This window comes from Vreelandella mediterranea, assembly GCF_970647075.1.
Window position 1 is genome coordinate 3121685 of sequence record NZ_OZ310198.1, and the last position, 22298, is coordinate 3143982.

General features: G+C 62.1%; 18 protein-coding genes. 2 read left to right on the plus strand and 16 right to left on the minus strand.

Annotated elements, in window-relative coordinates; translation table 11 throughout:
- Positions 1-100: 100 nt before the first annotated feature.
- The 16 genes from dnaE to rpsB all read right to left on the minus strand — a co-directional run bounded on the left by dnaE (position 101) and on the right by rpsB (position 18499).
- Entirely contained in the window at positions 101-3607 is a 3507-nt protein-coding gene (gene dnaE / locus ACWFVE_RS14380) for a DNA polymerase III subunit alpha (RefSeq protein ID WP_447529949.1), read from the minus strand.
- 36 nt (positions 3608-3643) lie between these two features.
- Complete coding sequence (gene rnhB / locus ACWFVE_RS14385; RefSeq protein WP_447529950.1) at positions 3644-4264, minus strand: ribonuclease HII; 621 nt, start codon at positions 4262-4264, stop codon at positions 3644-3646.
- Entirely contained in the window at positions 4245-5438 is a 1194-nt protein-coding gene (gene lpxB, locus ACWFVE_RS14390; RefSeq protein WP_447529951.1) for a lipid-A-disaccharide synthase, read from the minus strand. The genes rnhB and lpxB overlap by 20 nt, the downstream gene beginning before the upstream one ends.
- Positions 5439-5496: 58 nt before the next feature.
- Positions 5497-6264: an acyl-ACP--UDP-N-acetylglucosamine O-acyltransferase gene (lpxA, locus tag ACWFVE_RS14395; protein ID WP_447529952.1), complete on the minus strand. Its 768-nt coding sequence runs from the start codon at positions 6262-6264 to the stop codon at positions 5497-5499.
- Positions 6261-6704 carry a 3-hydroxyacyl-ACP dehydratase FabZ gene (gene fabZ, locus ACWFVE_RS14400; protein WP_447529953.1) on the minus strand — a complete coding sequence of 148 codons (444 nt, stop codon included), beginning with the start codon at positions 6702-6704 and terminating at the stop codon, positions 6261-6263. Before fabZ ends, lpxA begins: the two co-directional genes overlap by 4 nt.
- 134 nt (positions 6705-6838) lie before the next feature.
- The gene (gene lpxD, locus ACWFVE_RS14405) at positions 6839-7876 is read right to left on the minus strand and encodes a UDP-3-O-(3-hydroxymyristoyl)glucosamine N-acyltransferase (RefSeq protein WP_447529954.1); all 1038 of its coding nucleotides are present in this window, start codon (positions 7874-7876) and stop codon (positions 6839-6841) included.
- A gap of 50 nt (positions 7877-7926) precedes the next feature.
- A complete protein-coding gene (locus ACWFVE_RS14410; RefSeq protein ID WP_447529955.1) occupies positions 7927-8424 on the minus strand; it encodes an OmpH family outer membrane protein in 498 nt (165 codons plus the stop codon).
- Positions 8425-8487: 63 nt separating this feature from the next.
- On the minus strand, positions 8488-10839 hold the full coding sequence (gene bamA, locus ACWFVE_RS14415; protein WP_447529956.1) for an outer membrane protein assembly factor BamA: 2352 nt from the start codon (positions 10837-10839) through the stop codon (positions 8488-8490).
- Between the two features lie 98 nt (positions 10840-10937).
- On the minus strand, positions 10938-12296 hold the full coding sequence (gene rseP, locus ACWFVE_RS14420) for an RIP metalloprotease RseP (RefSeq protein WP_447529957.1): 1359 nt from the start codon (positions 12294-12296) through the stop codon (positions 10938-10940).
- Positions 12297-12315: 19 nt separating this feature from the next.
- Positions 12316-13521, minus strand: coding sequence for a 1-deoxy-D-xylulose-5-phosphate reductoisomerase (ispC, locus tag ACWFVE_RS14425; RefSeq protein ID WP_447529958.1), 1206 nt, complete (start codon positions 13519-13521; stop codon positions 12316-12318).
- Positions 13518-14339, minus strand: coding sequence for a phosphatidate cytidylyltransferase (locus ACWFVE_RS14430; RefSeq protein ID WP_447529959.1), 822 nt, complete (start codon positions 14337-14339; stop codon positions 13518-13520). The genes ispC and ACWFVE_RS14430 overlap by 4 nt, the downstream gene beginning before the upstream one ends.
- The gene (uppS, locus tag ACWFVE_RS14435; RefSeq protein WP_447529960.1) at positions 14332-15117 is read right to left on the minus strand and encodes a polyprenyl diphosphate synthase; all 786 of its coding nucleotides are present in this window, start codon (positions 15115-15117) and stop codon (positions 14332-14334) included. Before uppS ends, ACWFVE_RS14430 begins: the two co-directional genes overlap by 8 nt.
- A gap of 85 nt (positions 15118-15202) precedes the next feature.
- Complete coding sequence (gene frr, locus ACWFVE_RS14440; protein WP_447529961.1) at positions 15203-15760, minus strand: ribosome recycling factor; 558 nt, start codon at positions 15758-15760, stop codon at positions 15203-15205.
- 4 nt (positions 15761-15764) lie between these two features.
- A complete protein-coding gene (pyrH, locus tag ACWFVE_RS14445; RefSeq protein WP_447529962.1) occupies positions 15765-16532 on the minus strand; it encodes a UMP kinase in 768 nt (255 codons plus the stop codon).
- A 123-nt stretch (positions 16533-16655) separates the two neighbouring features.
- Positions 16656-17525, minus strand: coding sequence for a translation elongation factor Ts (tsf, locus tag ACWFVE_RS14450; RefSeq protein WP_447529963.1), 870 nt, complete (start codon positions 17523-17525; stop codon positions 16656-16658).
- A gap of 224 nt (positions 17526-17749) precedes the next feature.
- A complete protein-coding gene (gene rpsB / locus ACWFVE_RS14455; RefSeq protein WP_447529964.1) occupies positions 17750-18499 on the minus strand; it encodes a 30S ribosomal protein S2 in 750 nt (249 codons plus the stop codon).
- A 328-nt stretch (positions 18500-18827) separates the two neighbouring features.
- On the opposite strand from rpsB, the gene map reads away from it, so the two are divergent.
- On the plus strand, positions 18828-19616 hold the full coding sequence (gene map, locus ACWFVE_RS14460) for a type I methionyl aminopeptidase (protein WP_447529965.1): 789 nt from the start codon (positions 18828-18830) through the stop codon (positions 19614-19616).
- Positions 19616-22291, plus strand: a complete 2676-nt coding sequence (locus ACWFVE_RS14465) for a [protein-PII] uridylyltransferase (protein ID WP_447529966.1) — start codon at positions 19616-19618, stop codon at positions 22289-22291. Before map ends, ACWFVE_RS14465 begins: the two co-directional genes overlap by 1 nt.
- Positions 22292-22298 lie beyond the last annotated feature (7 nt).

The window sequence follows — 22298 nt, forward strand, 5'->3', positions numbered from 1 at the left end:
TGCCTGTAAGCTGCCTGTAAAAAACAAGCCTGATTAAAAACGTCGTCAAACGTGCATTATCGCACCCTAACCGGCGCGCGCAAGGCGCACCGGTCAAACGCTACTTGTAGCGCAGCTGGATACCGACCTGACCTTCGACGTCGCGAAGGGTTTGCAACAGGTCGTCGCTGGGGGTCACGCTCCAGTTTTCGTCGAGTGACAGCCACCCGGTAGCATCCGCGTGGCGGTAGTGAAGGTGTATCGGAAGCCCGGCCTCGTCGCGGTATGGGGTTAGACAATCGCGCAGGCTCTCGACCAGCCGGCCGTTGATCTGCGCGGCGTCCAGGGCGATTTCCACGCCCTGACCGTAGCGCAGCCGCGCCGCCACCATGGGCGTGACCTCCTTGCCGCGTAGCTTGAGCCCACCGGAGAAGTCGTCGCTCGACACGTCGCCTTCGACGATCAGCACCTGGCCGTCGAGACTTTGGCCTCTAAGCTGCTCGAACAATTCGCCAAAGATCGAGGCTTCGATGCGCCCGGTACGGTCGTCCAGGGTGACGAACGCCATGGTATCGCCGCGCTTGGATTTCATGGTGCGCATCGCGACCACCAGCCCGGCAACCCGCTGCGGCTCCCAGGAGGGCTTGAGCTCGCTGATGCGCGTGGAGACGAAGCGCTTGAGCTCCCGCTCGTACTCGTCGATCGGGTGACCGGTGAGATAAAGGCCGAGGGTATCCTTTTCGCCAGCCAGCCGCTCACGGTCGGACCACTCCCGGGCGTGGCGGTATTCCAGGTAGACATCGCTCTCCTGCTCTTCCTCTACCGCGAACGCCTCGCCGAACATATCCATCATGCCCAGATTCTGGTTGGCGTGGTTCTGGGCCGCCGCCTTCAAGGCGTCCTCCATGGCCGCAAACAGCACCGCCCGGTTGGGGCCAAGATTATCCAAGGCGCCTGAGCGAATCAGCGCCTCGAGGGTGCGCTTGTTCATCCGCTTGGCGTCGATGCGCCGACAGAAATCGAACAGATCCTTGAAGGGGCCGTCCGCCTCGCGGGCCTCGACGATGGCACCGATGGGGCCTTCGCCGACGCCACGAATCGCGCCCAGCCCGTAAACCACCCGAGCCTCGATATCCACGGTGAACTTATAGCCGCCCACGTTGACGTCCGGCGGGGTCACGGTGAGCTTTAAGTTGCGACACTCCTCGATCAAGGGCACGACCTTGTCGAGGTTGTCCATCTCGGTGGAGAGCACCGCGGCCATGAACGGCCCCGGGTAGTGGGCCTTCAGCCAGGCGGTCTGGTAGGAGACCAGCGCGTAGGCCGCCGAGTGCGACTTGTTGAACCCGTAGCCGGCGAATTTCTCTACCAGGTCGAAAATGTTGCCCGCCAAGTCCTTGTCGATGCCGTTGGCCGCGCACCCTTCCATGAAACCGGCGCGCTGCTTGGCCATCTCTTCGGGCTTTTTCTTACCCATCGCCCGGCGCAGCATGTCCGCCTGGCCCAGGCTGTACCCCGCCATGACCTGGGCGATCTGCATGACCTGTTCCTGGTACAGGATGATGCCGTAGGTCGGCGAGAGCACCGGTTTCAACAGCTCGTGCTGGTAATCCGGGTGTGGATAAGATACCTCGGCGCGGCCGTGTTTCCGGTTGATGAAGTCGTCCACCATGCCGGACTGCAGCGGGCCCGGGCGGAAAAGCGCCACCAAAGCGATCATGTCGTCGAGTGAGTCCGGCAACAGGCGCTTGATCAGCTCCTTCATGCCACGGGATTCGAGCTGGAACACTGCGGTGGTTTCGGCGCGCTTGAGCATTTCAAACGTCTTGCCATCATCGAGCGGAATGGCGTCGATGTTGAGCGAGCCCTGCCCGGCCGCGTCGCGCACCTTGTCGACCATCTCCAGCGCCCAGTCGATGATCGTGAGCGTACGCAGACCCAAAAAGTCGAACTTGACCAGCCCCGCCTCTTCGATATCGTTCTTGTCGAACTGCACCACCAGGCCGGAGCCGTCTTCGTCGCACAGAAGGGGCGAGAAGTCGGTTAGCTTGGTGGGGGCGATGACCACGCCACCGGCGTGCTTGCCGGTGCCGCGGGTGGTGCCCTCGAGCTTGAGCGCCATCTCCCAGATCTCTTCGGCCTCGTCATCGGACTCGATGAACTCCTTGAGTGCCGGCTCCTGCTCGATCGCCTTGCCAAGCGTCATGCCCACTTCGAAGGGAATCAGTTTGGAGAGCTTGTCGCCGAGTGAGTAGGGCCGCCCCTGGGCACGGGCCACGTCGCGCACTACGGCCTTGGCGGCCATGGTGCCGAAAGTGACGATCTGGGACACCGCGTTACGCCCGTAACGATCCGCCACGTAGTCGATGACCCGGTCGCGCTTTTCCATGCAGAAGTCGACGTCGAAGTCGGGCATCGAGACACGTTCGGGATTCAAGAAACGCTCGAACAGCAGGTCGTAACCAATCGGGTCGAGATCGGTGATCTTCTGGGCGTAGGCCACCAAGGAGCCGGCGCCGGAGCCGCGACCCGGGCCCACCGGCACGTCGTTGTCCTTGGCCCACTGGATGAAGTCCATCACGATCAGAAAGTAGCCGGGAAACCCCATCTGGATGATGATCTCAAGCTCGAAGTCGAGCCGTTCCCGGTAGCGCTGGTCGATCTCCTTGTACTCGTCGCTGTCCCGCGGGTAGCGCTCAGCAGGAAACAGGAAATCGAGGCGCTCGGTCAGGCCGTCGTGGGAGACCTTTCTAAAGAACTCGTCCTGGGTCATGCCTTCGGGGATGCCGAACTCGGGCAGAAAGATTTCGCCCAGGCGCACATCGACGCTGCATCGCCGGGCGATCATCACGCTGTTCTCCAGCGCCTCGGGGATATCCGAGAAGAGCTCGGCCATCTCCTCCGGGGTTTTCAGGTACTGCTCTTCGCTATAGCGGCGCTCGCGGCGCGGATCGTCGAGCGCCTTGCCCTCACCGATCGCCACCCGGGTTTCGTGGGCCCAAAAGTCGTCGCGCTCCAGAAAACGTACGTCGTTGGTGGCCACCACCGGCGTGCCGGTTTCCACGGCAAGCTTCACGCTTGCGTGCACGCAGGCCTCCTCCAGCGCGCGCCCGGTACGCACGAGCTCCAGGTAGAACCGGTCGGGAAACGCCGCCTGCCACTGCTCCAAAAGCGCCTTCGCCTCGCGCTCGTGATCGCTCAAAAGGTGACGGCCAATCTCGCCTTCGCGTGCCCCGGAAAGCACGATCAGCCCTTCGCTTTGCTCGAGCACCCACTGTTTGTCCAGAATCGCGCGGCCCTGGCGCTGGCCGTCGCTCCAGCCTTTGGAGATCAGCTCGGTCAGGTTGCGATAGCCCACGTCGTTCATCGCCAAAAGCGTAATACGGTACGGGTGCGCCGCATCATGAGGATTTGCCAGCCACAGGTCAGAGCCGATGATCGGCTTGAGCCCTGCGCCTTGGGCGGCCTTGTAGAACTTCACCAGGCCGAACAGGTTCGCCTCGTCGGTCAAGGCCAGCGCCGGCATGGCGCGGCTTTCAGTCGTGCTGACCAGCGATTTCAGCTTCACCAGGCCGTCGACCAGGGAGTATTCGCTGTGCAAACGCAGATGAACGAAGGGAGACGTCATAGGACTTTCACCACTGGATAAATAAATGGGCCGTCGTCAGGCCAGCGCTAGCTGACGCTTGACCGGCGCAAAGCTTACGCGATGTTCACTCAGCGGGCCGTGCGCCGCCAGCGCCGCGAGGTGCTCTTTGGTCGGGTAGCCCTTGTGGCGGGCGAAACCATAGGCCGGGTGGCGTGCATCGAGCGCCACCATCTGGGCGTCCCGGGCCACCTTGGCCAGAATCGAGGCCGCGGCAATCGCCGGGTGGCGGGCATCGCCCTTGACGACGGCCTGGCCGGGAAGCGCGTGACCGGGCAAGCGGTTGCCGTCCACCAGTAAATACTCTGCTTGCGGGGCGAGGCCGTCAATCGCCCGACGCATGGCCAGGTGCGTGGCGTGAAAAATATTGAGTGTATCCACCTCCGAAGCGCTCGCCTCGGCCACGCAGTAAGCCAGTGCCTGGGCCCGAATCTGCGCATCCAGCGCTTCGCGTTTGGCCGCACTCAAAGTCTTCGAGTCGTTGAGCCCCTCGATGGGCGCTGCCGGGTCGAGAATGACCGCCGCGGCAACGACGCTGCCCACCAGCGGGCCGCGCCCGACCTCGTCCACACCGGCCAGGTACGCGCCGGCGTAGGGAATCTGTAAAGGCGGGTATTCTTTAGGTGTCTTGACGCTCATACGACTCCTCGGAATCTTTGGGAAGCGGGCGGCCTTCGGCGACCGCCTCGACGGCCAGCGCCGCGCGAACGCTCGCCCCGCGTTGAAGCGCGGCGTGCATGCTGGCAAAGCGCGCCTCCAGCGCCTGGCGGGAAGCGTCATCCTCCAGCAGCGCATTCAGCGCGTCGACAATCGCCTCCGGCGTGGCGGCGTCCTGAACGAGCTCCTCCACCAGCGCCTCCTGGGCGATCAGGTTGGGTAGCGAGATCCAGCGCGTCTTGACCAGCCGCTTGGCAAGCCAATGAGTGGTCGGGGCCATCTTGTAGGCCACCAGCATCGCCCGGTGACAAAGCATCGCTTCAAGCGCGGCGGTCCCGGAGGTCAGCAGCACCAGATTGCTGGCCACCATGGCTTCGCGGGCATTGCCTTGTATGAGCGTGACCGTGGCCGCGAGCGCCGGGGTTTGGCGTAAAAGCGCCTCGAGCTCCTGGTAGCGCTGCGCGGTGGCGGCGGGAATAACCACACAAAGCGCTGGATGGCGCTCCTTGAGCCGGGTCACCGCCTCGAGAAAGGTCTCGCCCATGAAGCGGATTTCGTTGCCCCGGGAGCCGGGCAGCACCGCCAAGAGGGGGCCGTTCTCGGGAAGCCCGAGCGCCTGGCGGGCAGCGGTGCGGTCGTTTTGAAGCGCCATTTCGTCGGCCAGCGGGTGGCCGACGAAGGCGACCGGCACCTGGTGGCGTTGATAGAACGCCGCCTCGAAAGGCAGAAACGTCAGCATGGCGTCCACGGCGCGGGCGATCTTTTTGACCCGGCCCTGGCGCCAGGCCCATACCGAGGGGCTCACGTAGTGGGCGGTCTTGATGCCCGCGCGGCGCAGCTTGAGCTCGAGGCCGGTATTGAAGTCCGGTGCGTCGATGCCGATCATGATGTCCGGCTGCCACTCACACGCCTCAAAAAAGAGCGTGCGGCGTACGCGAACGAGTTCGGGCAGGTGCTTGACCACCTCGACCAGCCCCATGACCGAGAGGGTTTCCAGCGGAAAGCGGCTCTGCATGCCCTCGGCCTGCATATTGGGTCCACCGATACCACAAAACTCGACGTTTGGGTGGCGCGCGCGCAGCGCACGCATTAGCCCGGCCCCCAGCTGGTCGCCCGAGAGCTCGCCGGCGACAAGGTATACACGCGCTAAGGCCATGCTCATCTTCCTGTGGCGTTGATGGTCACGCCGTGGCAGAGCGTCACCCGGTTCTGATCTAGCGGACGATACCGCGCGTGGAGCGCTCGATCGAGTCGGCGAAGTGCGTGACCTCGGGTATATCGAAGCGCGTGCGCATTTCTTCGAGGGCCTGCTCGACGGTCATTGCCTGGCGGTAGACCAGCTTGTAGGAGGCGGTCAGCGCACTGATCACCTCGCGGCTGAAGCCGCGGCGTTTGAGCCCCACCAGGTTGAGTCCGCGCGCCTCGGCCGGGTTGCCGTTGATCATCATGTAGCAAGGCGTGTCCTTGGTGATGATCGAGCCGCCGCCGGCCATGGCGTAGTCGCCAAAGTGGCAGAACTGATGGACCGCCGAGAGCCCACCTAAAATCGCGAAATTGCCGACGGTCACGTGGCCGGCCAGGGTCACCTGATTGGCAAGAATACAGTCGTCGCCGATCAGGCAATCGTGGCCGACGTGGACGTAGGCCATGAACAGATTGCGCGAACCGATGGTGGTTTCGCCGCGATCCTGCACGGTGCCGCGATGAAGCGTCACGCCTTCGCGCACGACGTTGTCATCGCCCATCACCAGGCGGGTGGGTTCGCCGGCGTACTTCTTGTCCTGGCACTCCTCACCCACGGAGGCGAACTGGAAAATACGCGTGCGCTTGCCAAGCCTGGTGGGGCCCTTGACCACCACGTGGGGCCCGATCACCGAGCCCTCGTCGATCTCGACATCGGGGCCGATCACGCTGAACGGGCCGACCTCGACGTCGTCGGCAAGGAGGGCCGTTGGGTCGATCAGTGCGGTAGGATGTATCAAGTTACCTTCCTCTCGGCACAGATAATTTCCCCTGCGCAGGCAAGCTCGCCGTCCACCGTGGCTTCGCAGGCAAACTTCCAGATACCACGCTTGCCACGAATCACGTTCGCCTCCAGACGCAGCTGGTCACCGGGCATGACCGGGCGCTTGAAGCGCACGTTGTCGCTGCCCACGAGGTAGTACACGTAGCCATCGGCGGGCAGCTTGTTGACGGTTTTGAAGCCCAAAATGCCGCAGGCCTGGGCCAGTGCTTCGATCACCAGCACGCCGGGCATGATCGGGTGATGGGGGAAGTGCCCATTGAAGAAGGGCTCGTTGATGCTGACGTTCTTGTACGCCACGATGGATTCGCCCACAGTTAACTGCGTCACTCGATCCACCAGCAAGAACGGATAGCGGTGGGGCAAGTATTCGCGAATTTCGTTAATATCCATAACCATCGTAACGACCTCAAAAAAGACAAAAAACCTGATAGCGAATCAGGTAAATGCCAGCGTCGCCGCTGGCAAAAGGTGGCGAATTATACCCCCGCAGCCGGGTGAAGGGCCACCTGGCGCGAACCTAAAACGCGCCTCTACTCATCGCGGCGTACTTTTTCCAACTTGTTCAGCCGCTTGGCGATCTCGTCGAGTTGCTTGAAACGTACGGCATTCTTGCGCCACTGGGTGTTGTTCATCGCCCCGGTGCCGGAGGAGTAAACGCCCGGCTCTAAAATGGAGTTGGTCACCAAGCTCATGCCGGTGACCTGCACGCCGTCGCAGATCGTCAGGTGCCCGGAGAGCCCTACCCCGCCGCCCAGCATGCAGTGCTTGCCGACCTGGGTGGAGCCCGCAATGCCTACACAGCCCGCCAGCGCACTGTGATCGCCGATAGTCACGTTGTGGGCGATCTGTACCTGACTGTCGATTTTGACGTCCCGGCCGATCAACGTATCGCCCAGTGCGCCGCGGTCGATACTCGAGCAACTGCCGACTTCCACGTCGTCGCCGAGCACGACCCCGCCCAGCTGGGCGATCTTGTGCCAGCCCGCGCCGTCGTGGGCAAAGCCGAAGCCGTCGCCGCCAATCACGCAGCCGCTTTGCAGGATCACCCGCTTGCCGATCACGCAGCCGTGGCAAACGGTGACGTTGGCGTGCAGGCGCGAGCCCTCACCGATCGTGGTGTCCGCGCCGATCATGCTCCCGGCGCCGACCACCACCCGCGCGCCCAGCGTGACGCCGGACTCGATCACTGCGTGGGCCTGGATCGAAACGTCTTCGCCTAGCACGACGTCGTCGGCGACCACCGCGGTTGGGTGTATGCCGATCGTATCCCGGGCTTTCACGGGGTCGAACAGTTGGGAGACTTTGGCGTAGGCCAGGTACGGGTTGTCGATCTCCAGGCGAGGCACCGGGCAGTTTTTGCCGTGCTCGGGGTGAAGCAGCACCGCCGCTGCCCGGGTGGTCGTCAGATCCTTGAGATAGGCGCGGTTGGCCAAAAAAGCGATCTGGTCGGGCTCGGCTTCCTTGAGCGTTGCCAATCCGCGAATCGGCTGGTCAGCGTCGCCGTCGAAGGCGATGTCCAGGTGGCGAGCGATATCAGCCAGCGTGATGGTGTGAGGAGCGTGCGTCATGGGAGCCCACAATTGCGCGGGTGCGGCAGCGCCGCACCCCATCGATTAGTTTATAGCGAGTCGAAAATCTGCGTGACTTCATTGGTGACGTTGGGCAGATCCGTCGAGGAGTGCAGTACCCCCTGGGGCTCCACCAGCACATCGATGTTATGACGCGCCAGCACCTGCTCGACGGCTTGCTCGAGCTTGGACTCGGCGCTTTCCAGAAACTGCTGTTCGGAGTTTTGCTGGGCCTGCAGTACATCGCGGCGCAGCTGCTCGAAGCGGCTGCCCTTCTGCTGAAGCTCGGCAATCAGCGATTCACGCTGGGCCTGGCCCATGGTCTCGCCTTCGTTTTGCAGGCGCTGCTGAAGCTGCTGGAGCTCGTTACCCAAGCCTTGGGCTTCGCGCTGTTGGCTACCGATCTGACCTTCCAGCTGGCTCAGCGAGGTTTGTGCGGACTGCGTGTTCATCAGCGCAGCGCGCCAATCGAGTACCGCCACCTCGGAGGCAAAAGCGGGAAGCGCCATGCTCCCGAGAAGACATACCGCGGCCGTCAATTTACGCATGCTAACTCCTTTTCTTAAGCTGACACGGGTCAGGCCGGCAAGCGCCGGCCGACCACGGGCGTATTAGAACGTTTGGCCCAACGAGAACTGGAAGAACTGCGTGTCGTCGCCGCTTTCATCGTTGAGCGGCTTGGCAACGCTGAAGGTAAGCGGTCCTACCGGCGTTAGCCAGGCAAGGCCCACACCCGCGCTGTAGCGCAGATCGCCCAGGTCGACGCCAGAGCTGCAGCGCTGACGTCCGGCGTCTTCGTCCAATACATCGTAGCAAGAGTCCAGGAAGGTGTTACCCGCATCCACGAACAGCGACGGCTGAATCGAGCGCTGGTCTTCGACGAAGGGCAGCGGGAAGAGCACCTCGGCGCTGCCTTCCATCAATACGTTACCGCCAAGCGTGCGGTCGCGGCCGCCTTCGCGAGCTGGCGTGGTGCGCTGGCCCAGGGTGTTCGAGGTGTAGCCACGCACCGAGCCCAAACCACCGGCGTAGAAGTTTTCATAGAACGGGAACGGGTCGTTGGTTCCCAGCGTATCGGCGTAGCCCAAATTACCGGTGAACTTCAGCGCCCAGGTTTGCTCTTCGTTGACCGGGAAGAGCTGCTGCGCGCGGGCCCGCGCCTTGTAGTACTGGGCGTCGCTGCCCGGCACGCCGGCTTCCACCGACAGGCGCTGGTAGTTACCCGCGGTCGGCATGACGCCACGGTTCAAGTTGTTGCGGGTCCAGCTGGCGCTGAGCTTCAGGCTTTGGGCATCCTTACCCTCCTCTTCAACGTAGCGGCGGATTTCCGAGGCCGTATCGAAGTAGGTCTTGACCGTCAGGTCCTCGACGCTGGCGCCGAAGTTGAGCCGCGAAAGCTCGCTGATCGGGTAGCCGAAATTGATACCCGCGCCGTAGGCGTCGGTGGAGAACGTCGAAATGTCGGAGTCGGCGTAGTCGGTCTCGCGGTAGAAAACGTTATAGCCGCGGGAGATACCGTCCAGCGTCCAGTAGGGGTCGGTGAAGGCGAAGTTGACACTGGTGAAAGTATCGCTTCGCTGAGCGCCGATGTTGACCCGGTTACCGGTACCGAGGAAATTGTTCTGCGCCAGGCCCACCCCGTAGATGATACCGGCGCTTTGCGAGAAGCCCACGCTTGCCGAGACCGAGCCCGAGGGCTGCTCTTCGACGTTATAGGTCACGTCCAGAAGGTCGGGCTGGCCGGGCACCGGCTGGGTGTCGACCTCGACCTGGCTGAAAAAGCCGAGCCGTTCGAGGCGCTGGCGCGACTGAGTGATCGAGTCGGTGGAGGCCGGCGCGCCCTCCATCTGGGTCATCTCGCGGCGCAGCACTTCGTCCTGGGTGGTGGTGTTACCGTAAAACTCGATACGCCGAACGTAGGCGCGCTGGCCCGGGTCGACGGCGATCACCAGGTCCACGCTATCGCCGCTGCCGGTTTGCTCGGGCACGCCCTGCACCTCGGCAAAGGCGAAGCCTTCGGCGCCCAGGCGGCTTCGCAGCGCCTCGGTCGAGGCGTTGACCTGACCGCGGGAGAAGACGTCGCCGCTTTCCACTTCCAGCAACTGACGCGCTTCGTTTTCGCTGATTTGCAGGTCACCGGCAAAGCGGATGTCACCAACGCGAAACTGCTCGCCTTCATCCACGTTCAGAGTAATGTAGATGTCAGACTGCTGCGGGCCGATGGAGACCTGGGTCGAAGTCACGTCGAAATTGATGTAGCCGCGGTCCAGGTAGAACGAGCGCAGCCGCTCGATATCGCCGGCCAGCGCCTCGCGGGAGTACTCGTCGTTGGAGAACCAGCCAAAGATGCGCCCGGGGCGGTCTTCGAGCTCGAACACGCTGCGCAAGGTCTCGTCGTCGAAGTCGTCGTTACCGACGATGTTGATCTGACGGATGGTCGCGACGTCACCTTCGTTGACGTTGATGTTGACCTGAACGCGGCCCTCATCGATCTCCTGAACGTCAGTGCTGATGCTCGCACTGTAACGCCCCTGGGACTGATAGACGCCTTCGAGCTCGCGCTGGATCTCTTCGAGCGTCGAGAGCTGCAGCACCTGGCCTTCGGAAAGGCCGGACTGGCGCAAGCCCCGGCGCAGGTCGTCGTCGGCGATTTCACTGTTGCCGGTAATGTTCAAACGCGCGATGGTCGGGCGCTCGACGACCTGGATGACGAGCACGTCACCTTCCCGGGCAAGCGATACGTCTTCGAAAAGGCCGGTAGCGAACAGATTACGCGCCGCCGCCGCCAGCTCCTGCTCGCTGACGTTGTCGTTGGCGCTGACGGGAAAGGCATTGAAGACCGAGGCGGCAGATACCCGCTGCAGCCCTTCTACACGAATGTCCGAAACGTCAAAGGATTGTGCCTGGGCGCTACCCGCCGCCGCCAGCAGGAGTGCCGCCATTCCAAGGGTCTTGATTTTCATGCAGTCAGTTCGCTCGCGTTGGTCTGCCGGTTATTAAACAGGCACCATATACATTTGTGCAGGCGGATGACAAGGCATCCCACGCGCTACACGCGTCATTACCAAAGGCGCATCAGATCGAAGTAGAGCGCCATCACCATCAGCGTCCCTACCATGGCGAGTCCGATACGCAGCCCCACCGCCTGGGCTTTTTCCGAAACCGGGCGTCCGCGCACGATTTCGATGAAGTAGTAAAGTAAGTGCCCACCATCGAGTACCGGAATAGGCAGAAGGTTCAAAACACCGAGACTGATGGAAAGGTACGCTAAAAAGCCCAGGAACGCTTCCATTCCTGCCCGAGCGGAATCGCCGGAGATTTGCGCGATGGTGATCGGCCCGGAAAGATTGGATGGCGAAATGAGTCCCACCAGCATCTTGCGAATCGCATCCAGGGTTAGCATGATCATTCCGCCGGTGCGCGAAAACGCCTGCCCCACTGCCTCGACGGGCCCAAAACGGATCTCGCGTGTGAGCTCTTCGGGCCAATCGATCTGCTCTACCCCTGCGCCAATGTACCCAACCTCGGCGCCGTTCTCCAGTGGTTTGCGCGCCGGTGTCAGCGACAACGCTGCCGGCTCTCCGTCGCGCTCATAGCGTATTTCCAGCGTCTGACCGGCGCTTTCGCGAATGATCGATACGAAGGCCATCCAGTCGGCGATGGGCTCACCGTCGATGGCGATCATCCGATCCCCGGGTTCGAGCCCAGCGTTGGCTGCGGCTTCACCGTCGAGCACCGGGCCAAGCACGGCCGGTACGTCCGGGCGCCAGGGCGCGAAGCCTAAACTCTGCAGCGGCTGGGGCGGGTCCTGACGGACGAGATAGTCATTAACCGGCAGAGCGTAGGCGCGCGGCGCGCTGGTGTCGTTGTCCCTCGCCTCGATGGCGAGCTCGCCGCTGTAGCCGATCAGCGAAACGAGCTTTAAGTTGATATCTTCCCAGGAGCGCATGGGGTCGTTCTGGACCGCCGTGATCTCCGCGCCTTCGGGGAGGCCGGCTTCAAAAGCGGGCGAGCCCTCGACCACGTCGCCGACGATGGGCATGACCGTGGTCGTACCGGCCACGAACAGCGCCCAGTAGGCCACCAAAGCAAGCAGGAAGTTGGCGATCGGCCCGGCGGCGACGATCGCGATACGCGCCCAGACGCTTTTACGGTTAAAGGCCTGGTCGAGCTGTTCCTCGGGCACCGGCGCTTCACGCTCGTCGAGCATCTTGACGTAGCCACCCAGGGGAATGGCGGCCACGGCGAACTCGGTGCCGTGACGATCCGTCTTCGACCAGAAGGGCTTGCCAAAGCCGACCGAGAAGCGCAGCACCTTGACGCCGCAGCGCCTGGCGACCCAAAAATGACCGAACTCGTGGAAGGTGACCAGCACCCCCAGCACGACGATAACCGCTAAAACGTTCTGAACAAGCCCCACACGCTACTCCTTGGTGATCTCACGCCTCGCGGGTATCCGCGGTTTCGAGCAAGCGTCTCGCTTGCTCCCGCGCCCATTGGTCCGCCGCCAAAATCTGCTCGACGGTGTCCGCGCGGTGCGCGTGCGGCGAGGCCATGACGCCTTCTACCAGCTCGGCAATGGCGCCAAAGCGAAGGCGGCCGTCGAGAAAGGCCTCTACCGCGACTTCGTTGGCCGCGTTCAGCACTGCCGGGGCGGCGCCGCCGCGCTGCATGGCTTCCCGGGCAAGACGCAGGCAGGGAAAGCGGGTTTCGTCCGGTGCCTCGAAATCGAGCCGCGCCACCTGGAAAAGATCGAGCGTTTCCACGCCGGCCTCGATACGCTCGGGCCAGGCAAGCCCATAGGCAATGGGCGTGCGCATATCCGGGTTGCCCAGCTGGGCAATCACCGAGCCGTCGCTGTAAGCCGCCATGGAGTGAATCACGCTTTGGGGGTGCACCACCACCTGAATCTGCTCGGGGGTGGCGTCGAACAACCAGCACGCCTCGATCAGCTCGAGGCCCTTGTTCATTAGCGTGGCGCTGTCGACCGAGATCTTGCGCCCCATCGACCAGTTGGGGTGCGCGCAGGCCTGCTCCGGGGTCGCCGCCATGATAGCGGCGCTCTCCCACTGGCGAAACGGCCCGCCGGAGGCGGTCAGCAAAAGCTTTCGCACGCCGTGGCGTTCGAGCCCGCCGCGGTGCTCCACCGGCAGGCACTGATAGATCGCGTTGTGTTCGGAGTCGATCGGCAAGAGCGTGGCCCCGGAGCGCGCCACGGCGTCCATGAAGAGCGCGCCGCTCATCACCAGCGCCTCCTTGTTGGCAAGCAAGATACGCTTACCCGCTTCAGCGGCGGCCAGGGCCGGTAAAAGCCCCGCCGCACCAACGATCGCCGCCATCACCGTGTCCACTCGGGCGTCCCGGGCGACGGCGCACAGCGCCTGCTCGCCAAAACTCACCTGCGTGGTAAGCCCGGCTCCTTCGAGTGCGGCCTCGAGCCAGGCGGCGTCTTCGGCGTCGTCGAGTACCGCAGCCACCGGGTGGTGCACCTTGCACTGCTCGAAAAGCGCCTCTTTCGAGGTATGGGCGGTTAGCGCGTGGACGCGATAACGCGCCGGATGGCGGGCGATCACATCCAGCGTGTTTTTACCGATCGAGCCGGTCGAGCCCAGCACCGTGATGCGTTGCGGATTGCCTGAGCTCATAGCGCGGTGACCTGAACGCTAAGCACTTCTACGTAAAGAAGCGCGAACAACGGAACCGCCGCGGTCAGGCTATCGATGCGATCGAGCACGCCCCCGTGGCCGGGCAGCAAATTGCTCGAGTCCTTGATGTCGCGAAAGCGCTTGAGCATGCTTTCCAATAGATCACCCAGCACCGACACGAAGGTCACCAGCGCCGTCATCGCGATCAAGATGAGGCCGCCGGTCACGCCCATCGGCTGCCAAAAAGCAAAGCCGAGTGCCAGAATAGCGGTGGCGGTCAGCGCCCCGAAGACACCCTCCCAGGTTTTGCCCGGGCTGACCCGGGGGGCCAGTTTGCGCTTGCCAAAGCGCCGCCCGGCGAAGTAGGCACCGATATCGGCGCCCCACACCAGCAGCAGTACGAACAGTAGCCACACCGCGCCGCTTTCACGCAAAACGTTGAAGCCCACCCAGCATGGCAGCAGCACCCAAAGCCCCATGGCCAGCCGCCAGGTGGTACTTTGCCACTGCTGGCGCTTCTCCGGGTAGTTGGCCACCCAGAAGAAGTTGACCGCCCAGCCCAGCGCGGCGACCCACAAGGGCCAGGCGGCAAAGGCCGCCCCGCCTAACCACATGGCCGCCATGAACAGCGCCGTCAACGCCACCAGCTTGAGGCGTTTTGAGCGGCGGGTAACGCCGGCCAGGTTGGTCCACTCCCAGGCGCCCAGCAGTACGATGAGCGCGGTGAAGAGCGCAAAGGCGCCGCCTTGTAATCCAAACAGGCCGATCAGCGTCAGAGGCGCCAACCAGGCTGCGGTGATGATCCGCTGTCTAAGCACCTTGCGCCTCTATTTGTTCATCGGTCATGCCAAAGCGCCGGCGCCGCGAGAAAAACTCGTCAAGGGCGCTGTCGAACGCCGCGGCACCGAAGTCCGGCCAAAACAAGGGGGAGAAGTAGAGCTCGGCGTAGGCAAGCTGCCAGAGCAAAAAGTTGGAGAGCCGTTGCTCGCCGCTGGTGCGAATACAAAGATCCACCGGCGGCACGTCGGCGGTATTCATCGCCTGACCGAGGCGCGTTTCGTCGATTTCGCTGGGCTCGAGGGTGCCCGCCGCCACCTGTTCGGCAAGCGCGCGGCTCGCCCGGGCGATGTCCCAGTGGCCGCCGTAGTTGGCGGCGATCACCAGGTGCATGCCGGTGTTGCTCTCGGTCAGCGTCTCGGCGCGCTGAATATGCTTTTGTATGGTCTGGGAAAAGCCCTGCTGCTCGCCGATCACCGAAAGCCTTATATTGCGCTCGTGAAGCTTTTTGACCTCGCGCTTGAGCGCCATCAAAAAGAGCTCCATCAGCGCATTGACCTCCGCCGCCGGGCGCTTCCAGTTTTCGCTGGAGAACGCGAACAGGCTCAGGGTCTTGATGCCGCGTTCGGCGGCGCGCTGGATCACCGCGCGCACGGCTTCTACGCCGGCACGGTGGCCACGTACGCCGGAAAGCCCCCGGGCGCGTGCCCAGCGGTTGTTACCATCCATGATAATAGCGATATGCAACGGGCTCGACTCCCCGGCGTGAGAAGGCAGCGCGTCGCACGGCGCCTGGGTCGGAAACTGCGGCGACGTCATGAGTTCTCGCACCAACGTTCAGTCATAAATAAGCCATACAATCGCCCGGGGCGGCCAACCGCGCCGGGCGTAATAAAAGACACGACTACACCTGCATCAAATCCTGCTCTTTGGCGGCCAGGGCCTTTTCGATGTCGGCAATGTACTTATCGGTCAGCTTCTGGATCTCGTCTTCCCCCTGGCGCTGATCGTCTTCGGTGATCTCTTTATCCTTGAGCAGATTTTTGAAATCACCGTTGGCGTCGCGGCGTACGTTACGAATCGCCACCCGGGTGTGTTCGGCCTCGGAACGCGCCTGCTTGATATAGCTTTTGCGCGTCTCTTCGGTCAGCATCGGCATCGGCACGCGAATCACGTTACCGGCACTCGACGGATTGAGGCCCAAATCGGCGGTCATGATCGCTTTTTCGATCTTGGGCACCATGGGCTGCTCCCAGGGCGAGACGGTCAGGGTGCGCGCGTCTTCGACGTTGACCGAGGCCACCTGATTGAGGGGCACCTGGCCACCGTAATAATCCACGGTGACGGCGTCCAGAATACTGGGGTGGGCGCGGCCGGTACGGATCTTTTTGAAGTTGGTATGCAGCGCATCGACACTTTTTTGCATGCGCGCGTCGGCATCTTTCTTGATGTCGTTAATCACGTTTTCATCCTCTGTCTATCAGCGTGCCTTCCTTGCCCCCTACGACGAGGTTGAGCAAGGCGCCAGGCTTGTTCATGTTGAATACACGTACCGGCATGTCATGGTCACGTACCAGGCAGATAGCGGTCAAATCCATTACGCCAAGCTTTTGCTCGAGGGCGTCGTCGTAGGTCAACTGCTCGTACTTGACGGCATCGGCGTGCTTGACCGGATCCTTATTGTACACACCGTCTACCTTGGTGGCTTTAATGACCACATCGACATCGACTTCGATACCGCGCAGGCACGCGGCCGAGTCGGTCGTAAAGAACGGGTTGCCGGTGCCGGCGGAAAACAGCACGACGTCGCCGGAGGTCAAATAGCGAATCGCCGTGCGGCGGTCGTAATGCTCCACCACGCCACTCATGGGAATCGCTGACATCACCCGCGAGCGGATGTTGGAACGCTCGAGGGCGTCACGCATCGCCAGTGCATTCATCACCGTTGCCAGCATTCCCATGTGATCGCCGGTTACACGGTCCATACCTGCTTCGTTGAGCGCCGCTCCGCGAAACAGATTACCGCCTCCGATCACGATCCCCACCTGGACACCGATGCCCACGAGCTGTCCGATCTCCAGCGCCATGCGATCCAGCACCGCCGGGTCGATACCAAAATCGTGCTCGCCCATCAGCGCCTCGCCCGAAAGCTTGAGCAAGATACGCTTGTACTTGGATTTCGATTTATCCATTTTACCGGCGATGGGGTTGGCTTCTTGAACATCACGTGACATGGCATCTCTCCAGGATAAAGAACAAAGGGGGGTAGCAGGTCCTTTTAAGGGCCGAACGCAAAGGCCGGATACACAATGGCGTGCGCTTACGCGCACGCCATTATCGAACGGGAACCTGCGACCTTAGCGGCGGCCAGCCTGTTCCATTACCTCTTTAGCGAAGTCGACTTCTTCTTTCTCGATACCCTCGCCCACTTCGAAGCGCGTAAAGCGGACCACTTCACCACCGGCGGCCTTTACGAACTCGGCAACGGTCTGGTTAGGGTCTTTGACGAAGGCCTGCTGGGTCAGGCTGTTCTCGGCCAGGTACTTCTTCAAACGGCCTTGAACCATCTTCTCGGCGATCTGCTCGGGCTTGCCGGCCATGTCGGGCTGGGCCAGGATGATCGCTTTCTCTTCGTCGAGCTCGGCCTGGGGCATATCTTCCGGGTGAGAAACACTCGGGTTGATCGCCGCCACGTGCATCGCAACGCCTTTAGCGGTTTCGCTGTCGCCGCCGGTCAGTACGGTCAACACGCCGATACGACCGCCATGGACGTATTCGCCCACCAGGCCGCCTTCGACGGCATCGACAACGACGGCACGACGCACGCCGATGTTCTCGCCGATTTTCTGAACGAGCTGCTCACGTTCGGTTTCGATTTCGCCTTCGGTGACCGCGGCCACGTCTTCGCTTTTAGCGGCGAAGAAGGCGTCGGCGACCTTTTTAGCGAAATTGATGAAGTTTTCATCGCGCGAAACGAAGTCGGTCTCGGAGTTGATCTCGACCATTACACCGTAGCTGCCGTCGTCGGCAACGCGGGTCACCACGGCGCCTTCGGCGGCGACACGGTCGGCTTTCTTAGCGGCTTTGAGACCCGAGTTCTTGCGCAGGTTCTCGATTGCCACTTCGATATCGCCACCGGTTTCGGTGAGTGCTTTTTTGCACTCCATCATGCCAAGACCGGTACGTTCGCGCAGTTCTTTAACCTGAGAGGCGCTGATAGCTGCCATGAGAAATTCACCTCTGAAAGGATTCTTGAGAGTTAGACGCGCTACAAAGTATAGACAAGGCGTATGACCGCTTTGTATCACTGCCCGTTCAGCGCAGATCATCGTTTGTAGTGCGTATGCCGGCGTCAAACCTGGCGTAATCGGCCCGCCAAGCGGGCAAAAGGGGGCCAAAGCCCCCTTCACGCGATGCGGCTAGACGGCCCGCCGCATCCACCGTGACCGTATTACTCGGCCGCGGCGTCGGTTTCGGCGGACGCCTGCTCGTCGGTTACTTCAACGAACTCGTCCGGACGACCTTCTTTAGCGCGGCCACACGCGTCGGCAATCGCCTTCACGTAGATCTGGATCGCGCGGATGGAGTCGTCGTTACCCGGAATGACGTAATCCACGCCATCGGGGTTGGAGTTGGTATCGACCACGCCAATGACCGGGATACCCAGCTTGTTGGCTTCGTTGATCGCGATACGCTCATGATCGACGTCGATTACGAACAGCGCGTCCGGCAGGCCGCCCATTTCCTTGATACCGCCGATGGAACGCTCGAGCTTTTCTTGCTCGCGGGTCGCCATCAGAACTTCTTTCTTGGTCAGCTTCGCGAACGTGCCGTCTTCGTGCATGGTCTCAAGCTCGCGTAGACGCTTGATGGACTGACGGATCGTTTTGAAGTTGGTCAACATGCCGCCCAACCAGCGATGGTTGACGAACGGCTGGCTAACGCGGTTGGCTTCTTCCTTGATGACCTTGCTGGCGCTGCGCTTGGTACCAACGAACAAAATCTTGTTGTTGGACGCCGCCATCTTCTCGACCACGTCGATCGCTTCGTTCAGCGCCGGCAGGGTGTGCTCGAGGTTGATGATGTGAATCTTGTTGCGCGCGCCAAAGATGAACTTGCTCATCTTCGGGTTCCAGTATTTGGTCTGGTGACCGAAGTGAGCGCCTGCTTTGAGCAGGTCACGCATGTTAACGTGTGCCATGGTAAAACTCCTGAAACTCGGGTTAGGCCTCCACGCACCCCATGGATCCGACCGATAGTCTCGACGCTGAATCGGCGTCTAGCGAGGCTAAAGGCACCCGGGACCATGTGCCGGTGCATGTGTGTTTTCAAGGCTTGCTGTTTAGCCTCACGGGATATCCGCAGGGCTTCCTCTTGTACGCTTGCCCGCCGCCGACTCGATCGCGGGGCGATTACGGGATGGCGATTGCAGGAAAGCGCGCGGCTTTATACCATATATCATTGTCAAGATGAAGTCGCACCCATGGGTTTGCGCCTACTCCCGACCCCACACGCCATATCGAGAAGTCATGAACGTTCCAATCAAGACAGCGGAAGAAATCGAAAAAATGCGCGAAGCCGGCCGTCAGGCGGCCAGCGTTTTTGAAATGATCACGCCCTTTATAGCCGCAGGCGTCACCACCGGTGAGATCGACAAGCGCTGTCACGAGTACATCGTCGATGAGCTGGGCTCACAACCTGCACCGCTGAACTACCACGGCTATACCCACGCCACCTGCATTTCGCTGAACCACGTGGTGTGTCACGGCTTCCCGGACTTCAGCAAGAAGCTGAAAAACGGCGACATCATGAACCTGGACATCACCGTCAAAACCGCCGACGGCTACCACGGTGATTCCAGCATGATGTTCATCATCGGCGAGACCATCCAGGGCGAGCGCCTGTGTCGCGTGACCCAGGAGTGCCTTTACAAGAGCATCGCCCAGGTCAAACCCGGCGTGCATCTTTCCGAGCTTGCGCGCACCATTCAAAAGCACGCCGAAGGCAACGGCTACTCGGTGGTACGCGACTTCTGCGGCCACGGTATCGGTGCCGGCTTTCACGAAGACCCGCAGTTTCTTCACTACGACGGCTACGCGCCGAGTGCCGATATCGCGCTGGAACCCGGCATGTGCTTCACCATCGAGCCGATGATCAACGTCGGCGGCTACAAGACCAAGGTGCTGCGCGACGGCTGGACCGCGGTCACCAAGGACAAGAGCCTGTCCGCCCAGTGGGAGCACACGCTGCTGGTCACCGAAAGCGGCGTTGACGTGCTGACCGCGCGCAGCGACGAAGATTTCAGCTTCTTGAACTGATGCTCTTACACCACCACCGGTTCGAGCCGGACGCTACCCTGTTCGATCTTAAGGCATTTCGCGCGGAACTCGCTGGCACGCGCTCGCCGGTGGCCCCGTTCAAGGCGGCGCTCAAGCAACTGCAAGCGCGCCTGGACGAGCAGTTTCGGGCCGGCGGTGACATCCGCGATTTGGTGCGCGGCCGCGCCTGGTACCTGGACCAACTGCTGGCCATCGCCTGGGAGCGCCACGCCTGGCCGGATGACGCCATCGCCCTGGTCGCTGTAGGCGGCTATGGGCGCGGCGAGCTTCACCCCCACTCCGATATCGATCTGCTGCTGCTCTTGGAGCGAGACGACGACAGCGCTTACCGCGAGCCGCTCACCGCCTTTATCACCTTTTTATGGGACATTGGCCTGGAGATCGGCCACAGCGTGCGCTCGCTCAATGACTGCGAGCGCGAGGCGCGAGACGACGTCACGGTGATCACCAACCTGCTCGAATCGCGCCTGGTCGCCGGCCCAAAGCGGCTGCGCGAGGCGATGCGAAGCCGCCTGAGCCCGGCGAATCTGTGGCCGGCGGATCGTTTTTTCGAGGCCAAGTGGCAAGAGCAGATCACCCGCCACTACCGCTACAACAACTCCGAGTACCACTTGGAGCCGAACCTTAAAAGCTCCCCGGGCGGGCTTCGCGACATTCAAATGATCGGCTGGGTCGCCAAGCGTCACTTCGATGCCGAACAGTACGCCGATATCGTCGCCAACGGCTTCATGAACGACGCGGAGCTTCGCATTCTAAGCCAGGGCCAGGCCTTTTTATGGCAGGTGCGCTATGCCCTGCACATGCTCACCGGCCGCGCCGAGGACCGCTTGCTGTTCGATCATCAGCGCACCATTGCCGTGATGTTCGGCTTTCGCGATACGCCGGAGCGCCTGGCCGTCGAACAGTTCATGAAGCGTTATTATCGTCACGTCACGGCCCTTGCCGGGCTCAACGACATGCTGCTGCAGCACTTCGACGAGGTCATTCTGCGCGGCAAGGAAGAACTCGAAACGGTCACGCTCAACGAGCGCTTCGAGACCAAGGGCGGCTACATTCAGGCGCGCTCGCGCAGCCTGTTTCGCGACCACCCCGAGGCGATGCTCGAGCTTTTCCTGCTGATGGCCGAGCACCCGGAGATCGAAGGGGTGCGCGCCGACACCATCCGGCTGATTCGCGACCACCGCCACCAGATCGACGACCACTACCGCGACGACCCGCACCATCAGCGCCTGTTCATGGCGATCATCCGCTCGCCGGGTAACGTACCGCGCCAGCTCCGGCGCATGAACCGCTACGGCATTCTGGGCAAATACCTGCCGGAGTTCGGCCGCGCGGTCGGTCTGATGCAGCACGATCTTTTCCATATCTATACCGTCGACGCGCACACCCTGCGCCTGCTCAAGTTTTTGAACGGTTTTAGAAAACCCGAAGCCAAGGCGGACTTTCCGGTCGCCGCCCCGCTGATCCACCAGTTGCCCAAACTCGAGCTATTGTGGATCGCCGGGCTTTATCACGATATTGGCAAGGGCCGCGGCGGCGACCACTCGATCATCGGCGCCCTCGATGTCGAGCAGTTCTGCCGCCGCCACCACGTCTCGCTGCACGACACCAACCTGGTGAAGTGGCTGGTCGAGCATCACCTTTTGATGTCGATGACCGCGCAAAAGCGGGACATCAGCGACCCAGACGTGATTCGCGACTTCGCCCTGGTGGTGCGTAACGAAACCCGTCTGGACTATCTTTACGTGCTTACCGTGGCGGATATCAACGCCACCAACCCCACGCTCTGGAACGGCTGGCGGGCGTCGCTTTTGCGCCAGCTCTACGCGGAAACCAAGCGCGCGCTGCGCCGCGGGCTCAAAAACCCACCGGACCGGGACGACTGGATCCGCGAAACCCGCTGTGAAGCGCGGTCGCTTTTGCAGAACCTGGGGGTGGCCAGCGAGCAGATCGACACCCTTTGGGAGTCGCTGGGTGAGGACTACTTTCTGCAGTACGCGCCCAGCGAGATCGTCTGGCAGGCCCAGGGCATTCTCGCCCACCAGCCCTCCCTGCTTCCGCTGGTGTTGATCAGTGCGCCCACCGAGGACATGGCCGAAGGCGGCACCAAGGTGTTTATCCACACCCGCTCGGTGGACGATCTGTTCGCCGCCACCGCCGCGGCCATGGAGCAGTTGGGGCTTTCGATTCACGACGCGCGTATCGCGACTTCGCACAACGACTGGACGCTCAACACCTTCATCGTGTTGGACAGCCAGGGCCAGCCAATTCGCGATTTTGATCGCATCGAAGAGATGCGCAGCCACCTGGTCGAGGAACTCGACGACCCGGACGACTACCCGCAGATCGTCACCCGACATACGCCGCGCCAGCTCAAGCACTTCAAGGTGCCCACAGAGGTGATCATCGAGCAGGACCCGGCCAACGAGCGCACCCTGTTGGAGCTGACCGCCCCGGACCGCCCGGGCCTTCTCGCCCGGGTGGGGCGCATCTTCATGGAACAGGACATCGCGCTTTCTACGGCCAAGATCGCAACCCTTGGCGAGCGGGTCGAGGACGTGTTCTTCATCACCACCAAAGCGGGCGAAGCGCTGACCGACCCGGCGCGCCAGCAGCGCCTGCGCGAGCGTTTGATCGAGGAGCTGGGCGTGTGAGCAAGGA

Bases quoted from the DNA above. Each gene is read 5' to 3' on its own strand.
- dnaE (WP_447529949.1), bottom strand. From the start codon at position 3,607: ATGACGTCTCCCTTCGTTCATCTGCGTTTGCACAGCGAATACTCCCTG.
- rnhB (WP_447529950.1), bottom strand. From the start codon at position 4,264: ATGAGCGTCAAGACACCTAAAGAATACCCGCCTTTACAGATTCCCTAC.
- lpxB (WP_447529951.1), bottom strand. From the start codon at position 5,438: ATGGCCTTAGCGCGTGTATACCTTGTCGCCGGCGAGCTCTCGGGCGAC.
- fabZ (WP_447529953.1), bottom strand. From the start codon at position 6,704: ATGGTTATGGATATTAACGAAATTCGCGAATACTTGCCCCACCGCTAT.
- lpxD (WP_447529954.1), bottom strand. From the start codon at position 7,876: ATGACGCACGCTCCTCACACCATCACGCTGGCTGATATCGCTCGCCAC.
- ACWFVE_RS14410 (WP_447529955.1), bottom strand. From the start codon at position 8,424: ATGCGTAAATTGACGGCCGCGGTATGTCTTCTCGGGAGCATGGCGCTT.
- bamA (WP_447529956.1), bottom strand. From the start codon at position 10,839: ATGAAAATCAAGACCCTTGGAATGGCGGCACTCCTGCTGGCGGCGGCG.
- ispC (WP_447529958.1), bottom strand. From the start codon at position 13,521: ATGAGCTCAGGCAATCCGCAACGCATCACGGTGCTGGGCTCGACCGGC.
- uppS (WP_447529960.1), bottom strand. From the start codon at position 15,117: ATGACGTCGCCGCAGTTTCCGACCCAGGCGCCGTGCGACGCGCTGCCT.
- pyrH (WP_447529962.1), bottom strand. From the start codon at position 16,532: ATGTCACGTGATGTTCAAGAAGCCAACCCCATCGCCGGTAAAATGGAT.
- tsf (WP_447529963.1), bottom strand. From the start codon at position 17,525: ATGGCAGCTATCAGCGCCTCTCAGGTTAAAGAACTGCGCGAACGTACC.
- rpsB (WP_447529964.1), bottom strand. From the start codon at position 18,499: ATGGCACACGTTAACATGCGTGACCTGCTCAAAGCAGGCGCTCACTTC.
- map (WP_447529965.1), top strand. From the start codon at position 18,828: ATGAACGTTCCAATCAAGACAGCGGAAGAAATCGAAAAAATGCGCGAA.
- ACWFVE_RS14465 (WP_447529966.1), top strand. From the start codon at position 19,616: ATGCTCTTACACCACCACCGGTTCGAGCCGGACGCTACCCTGTTCGAT.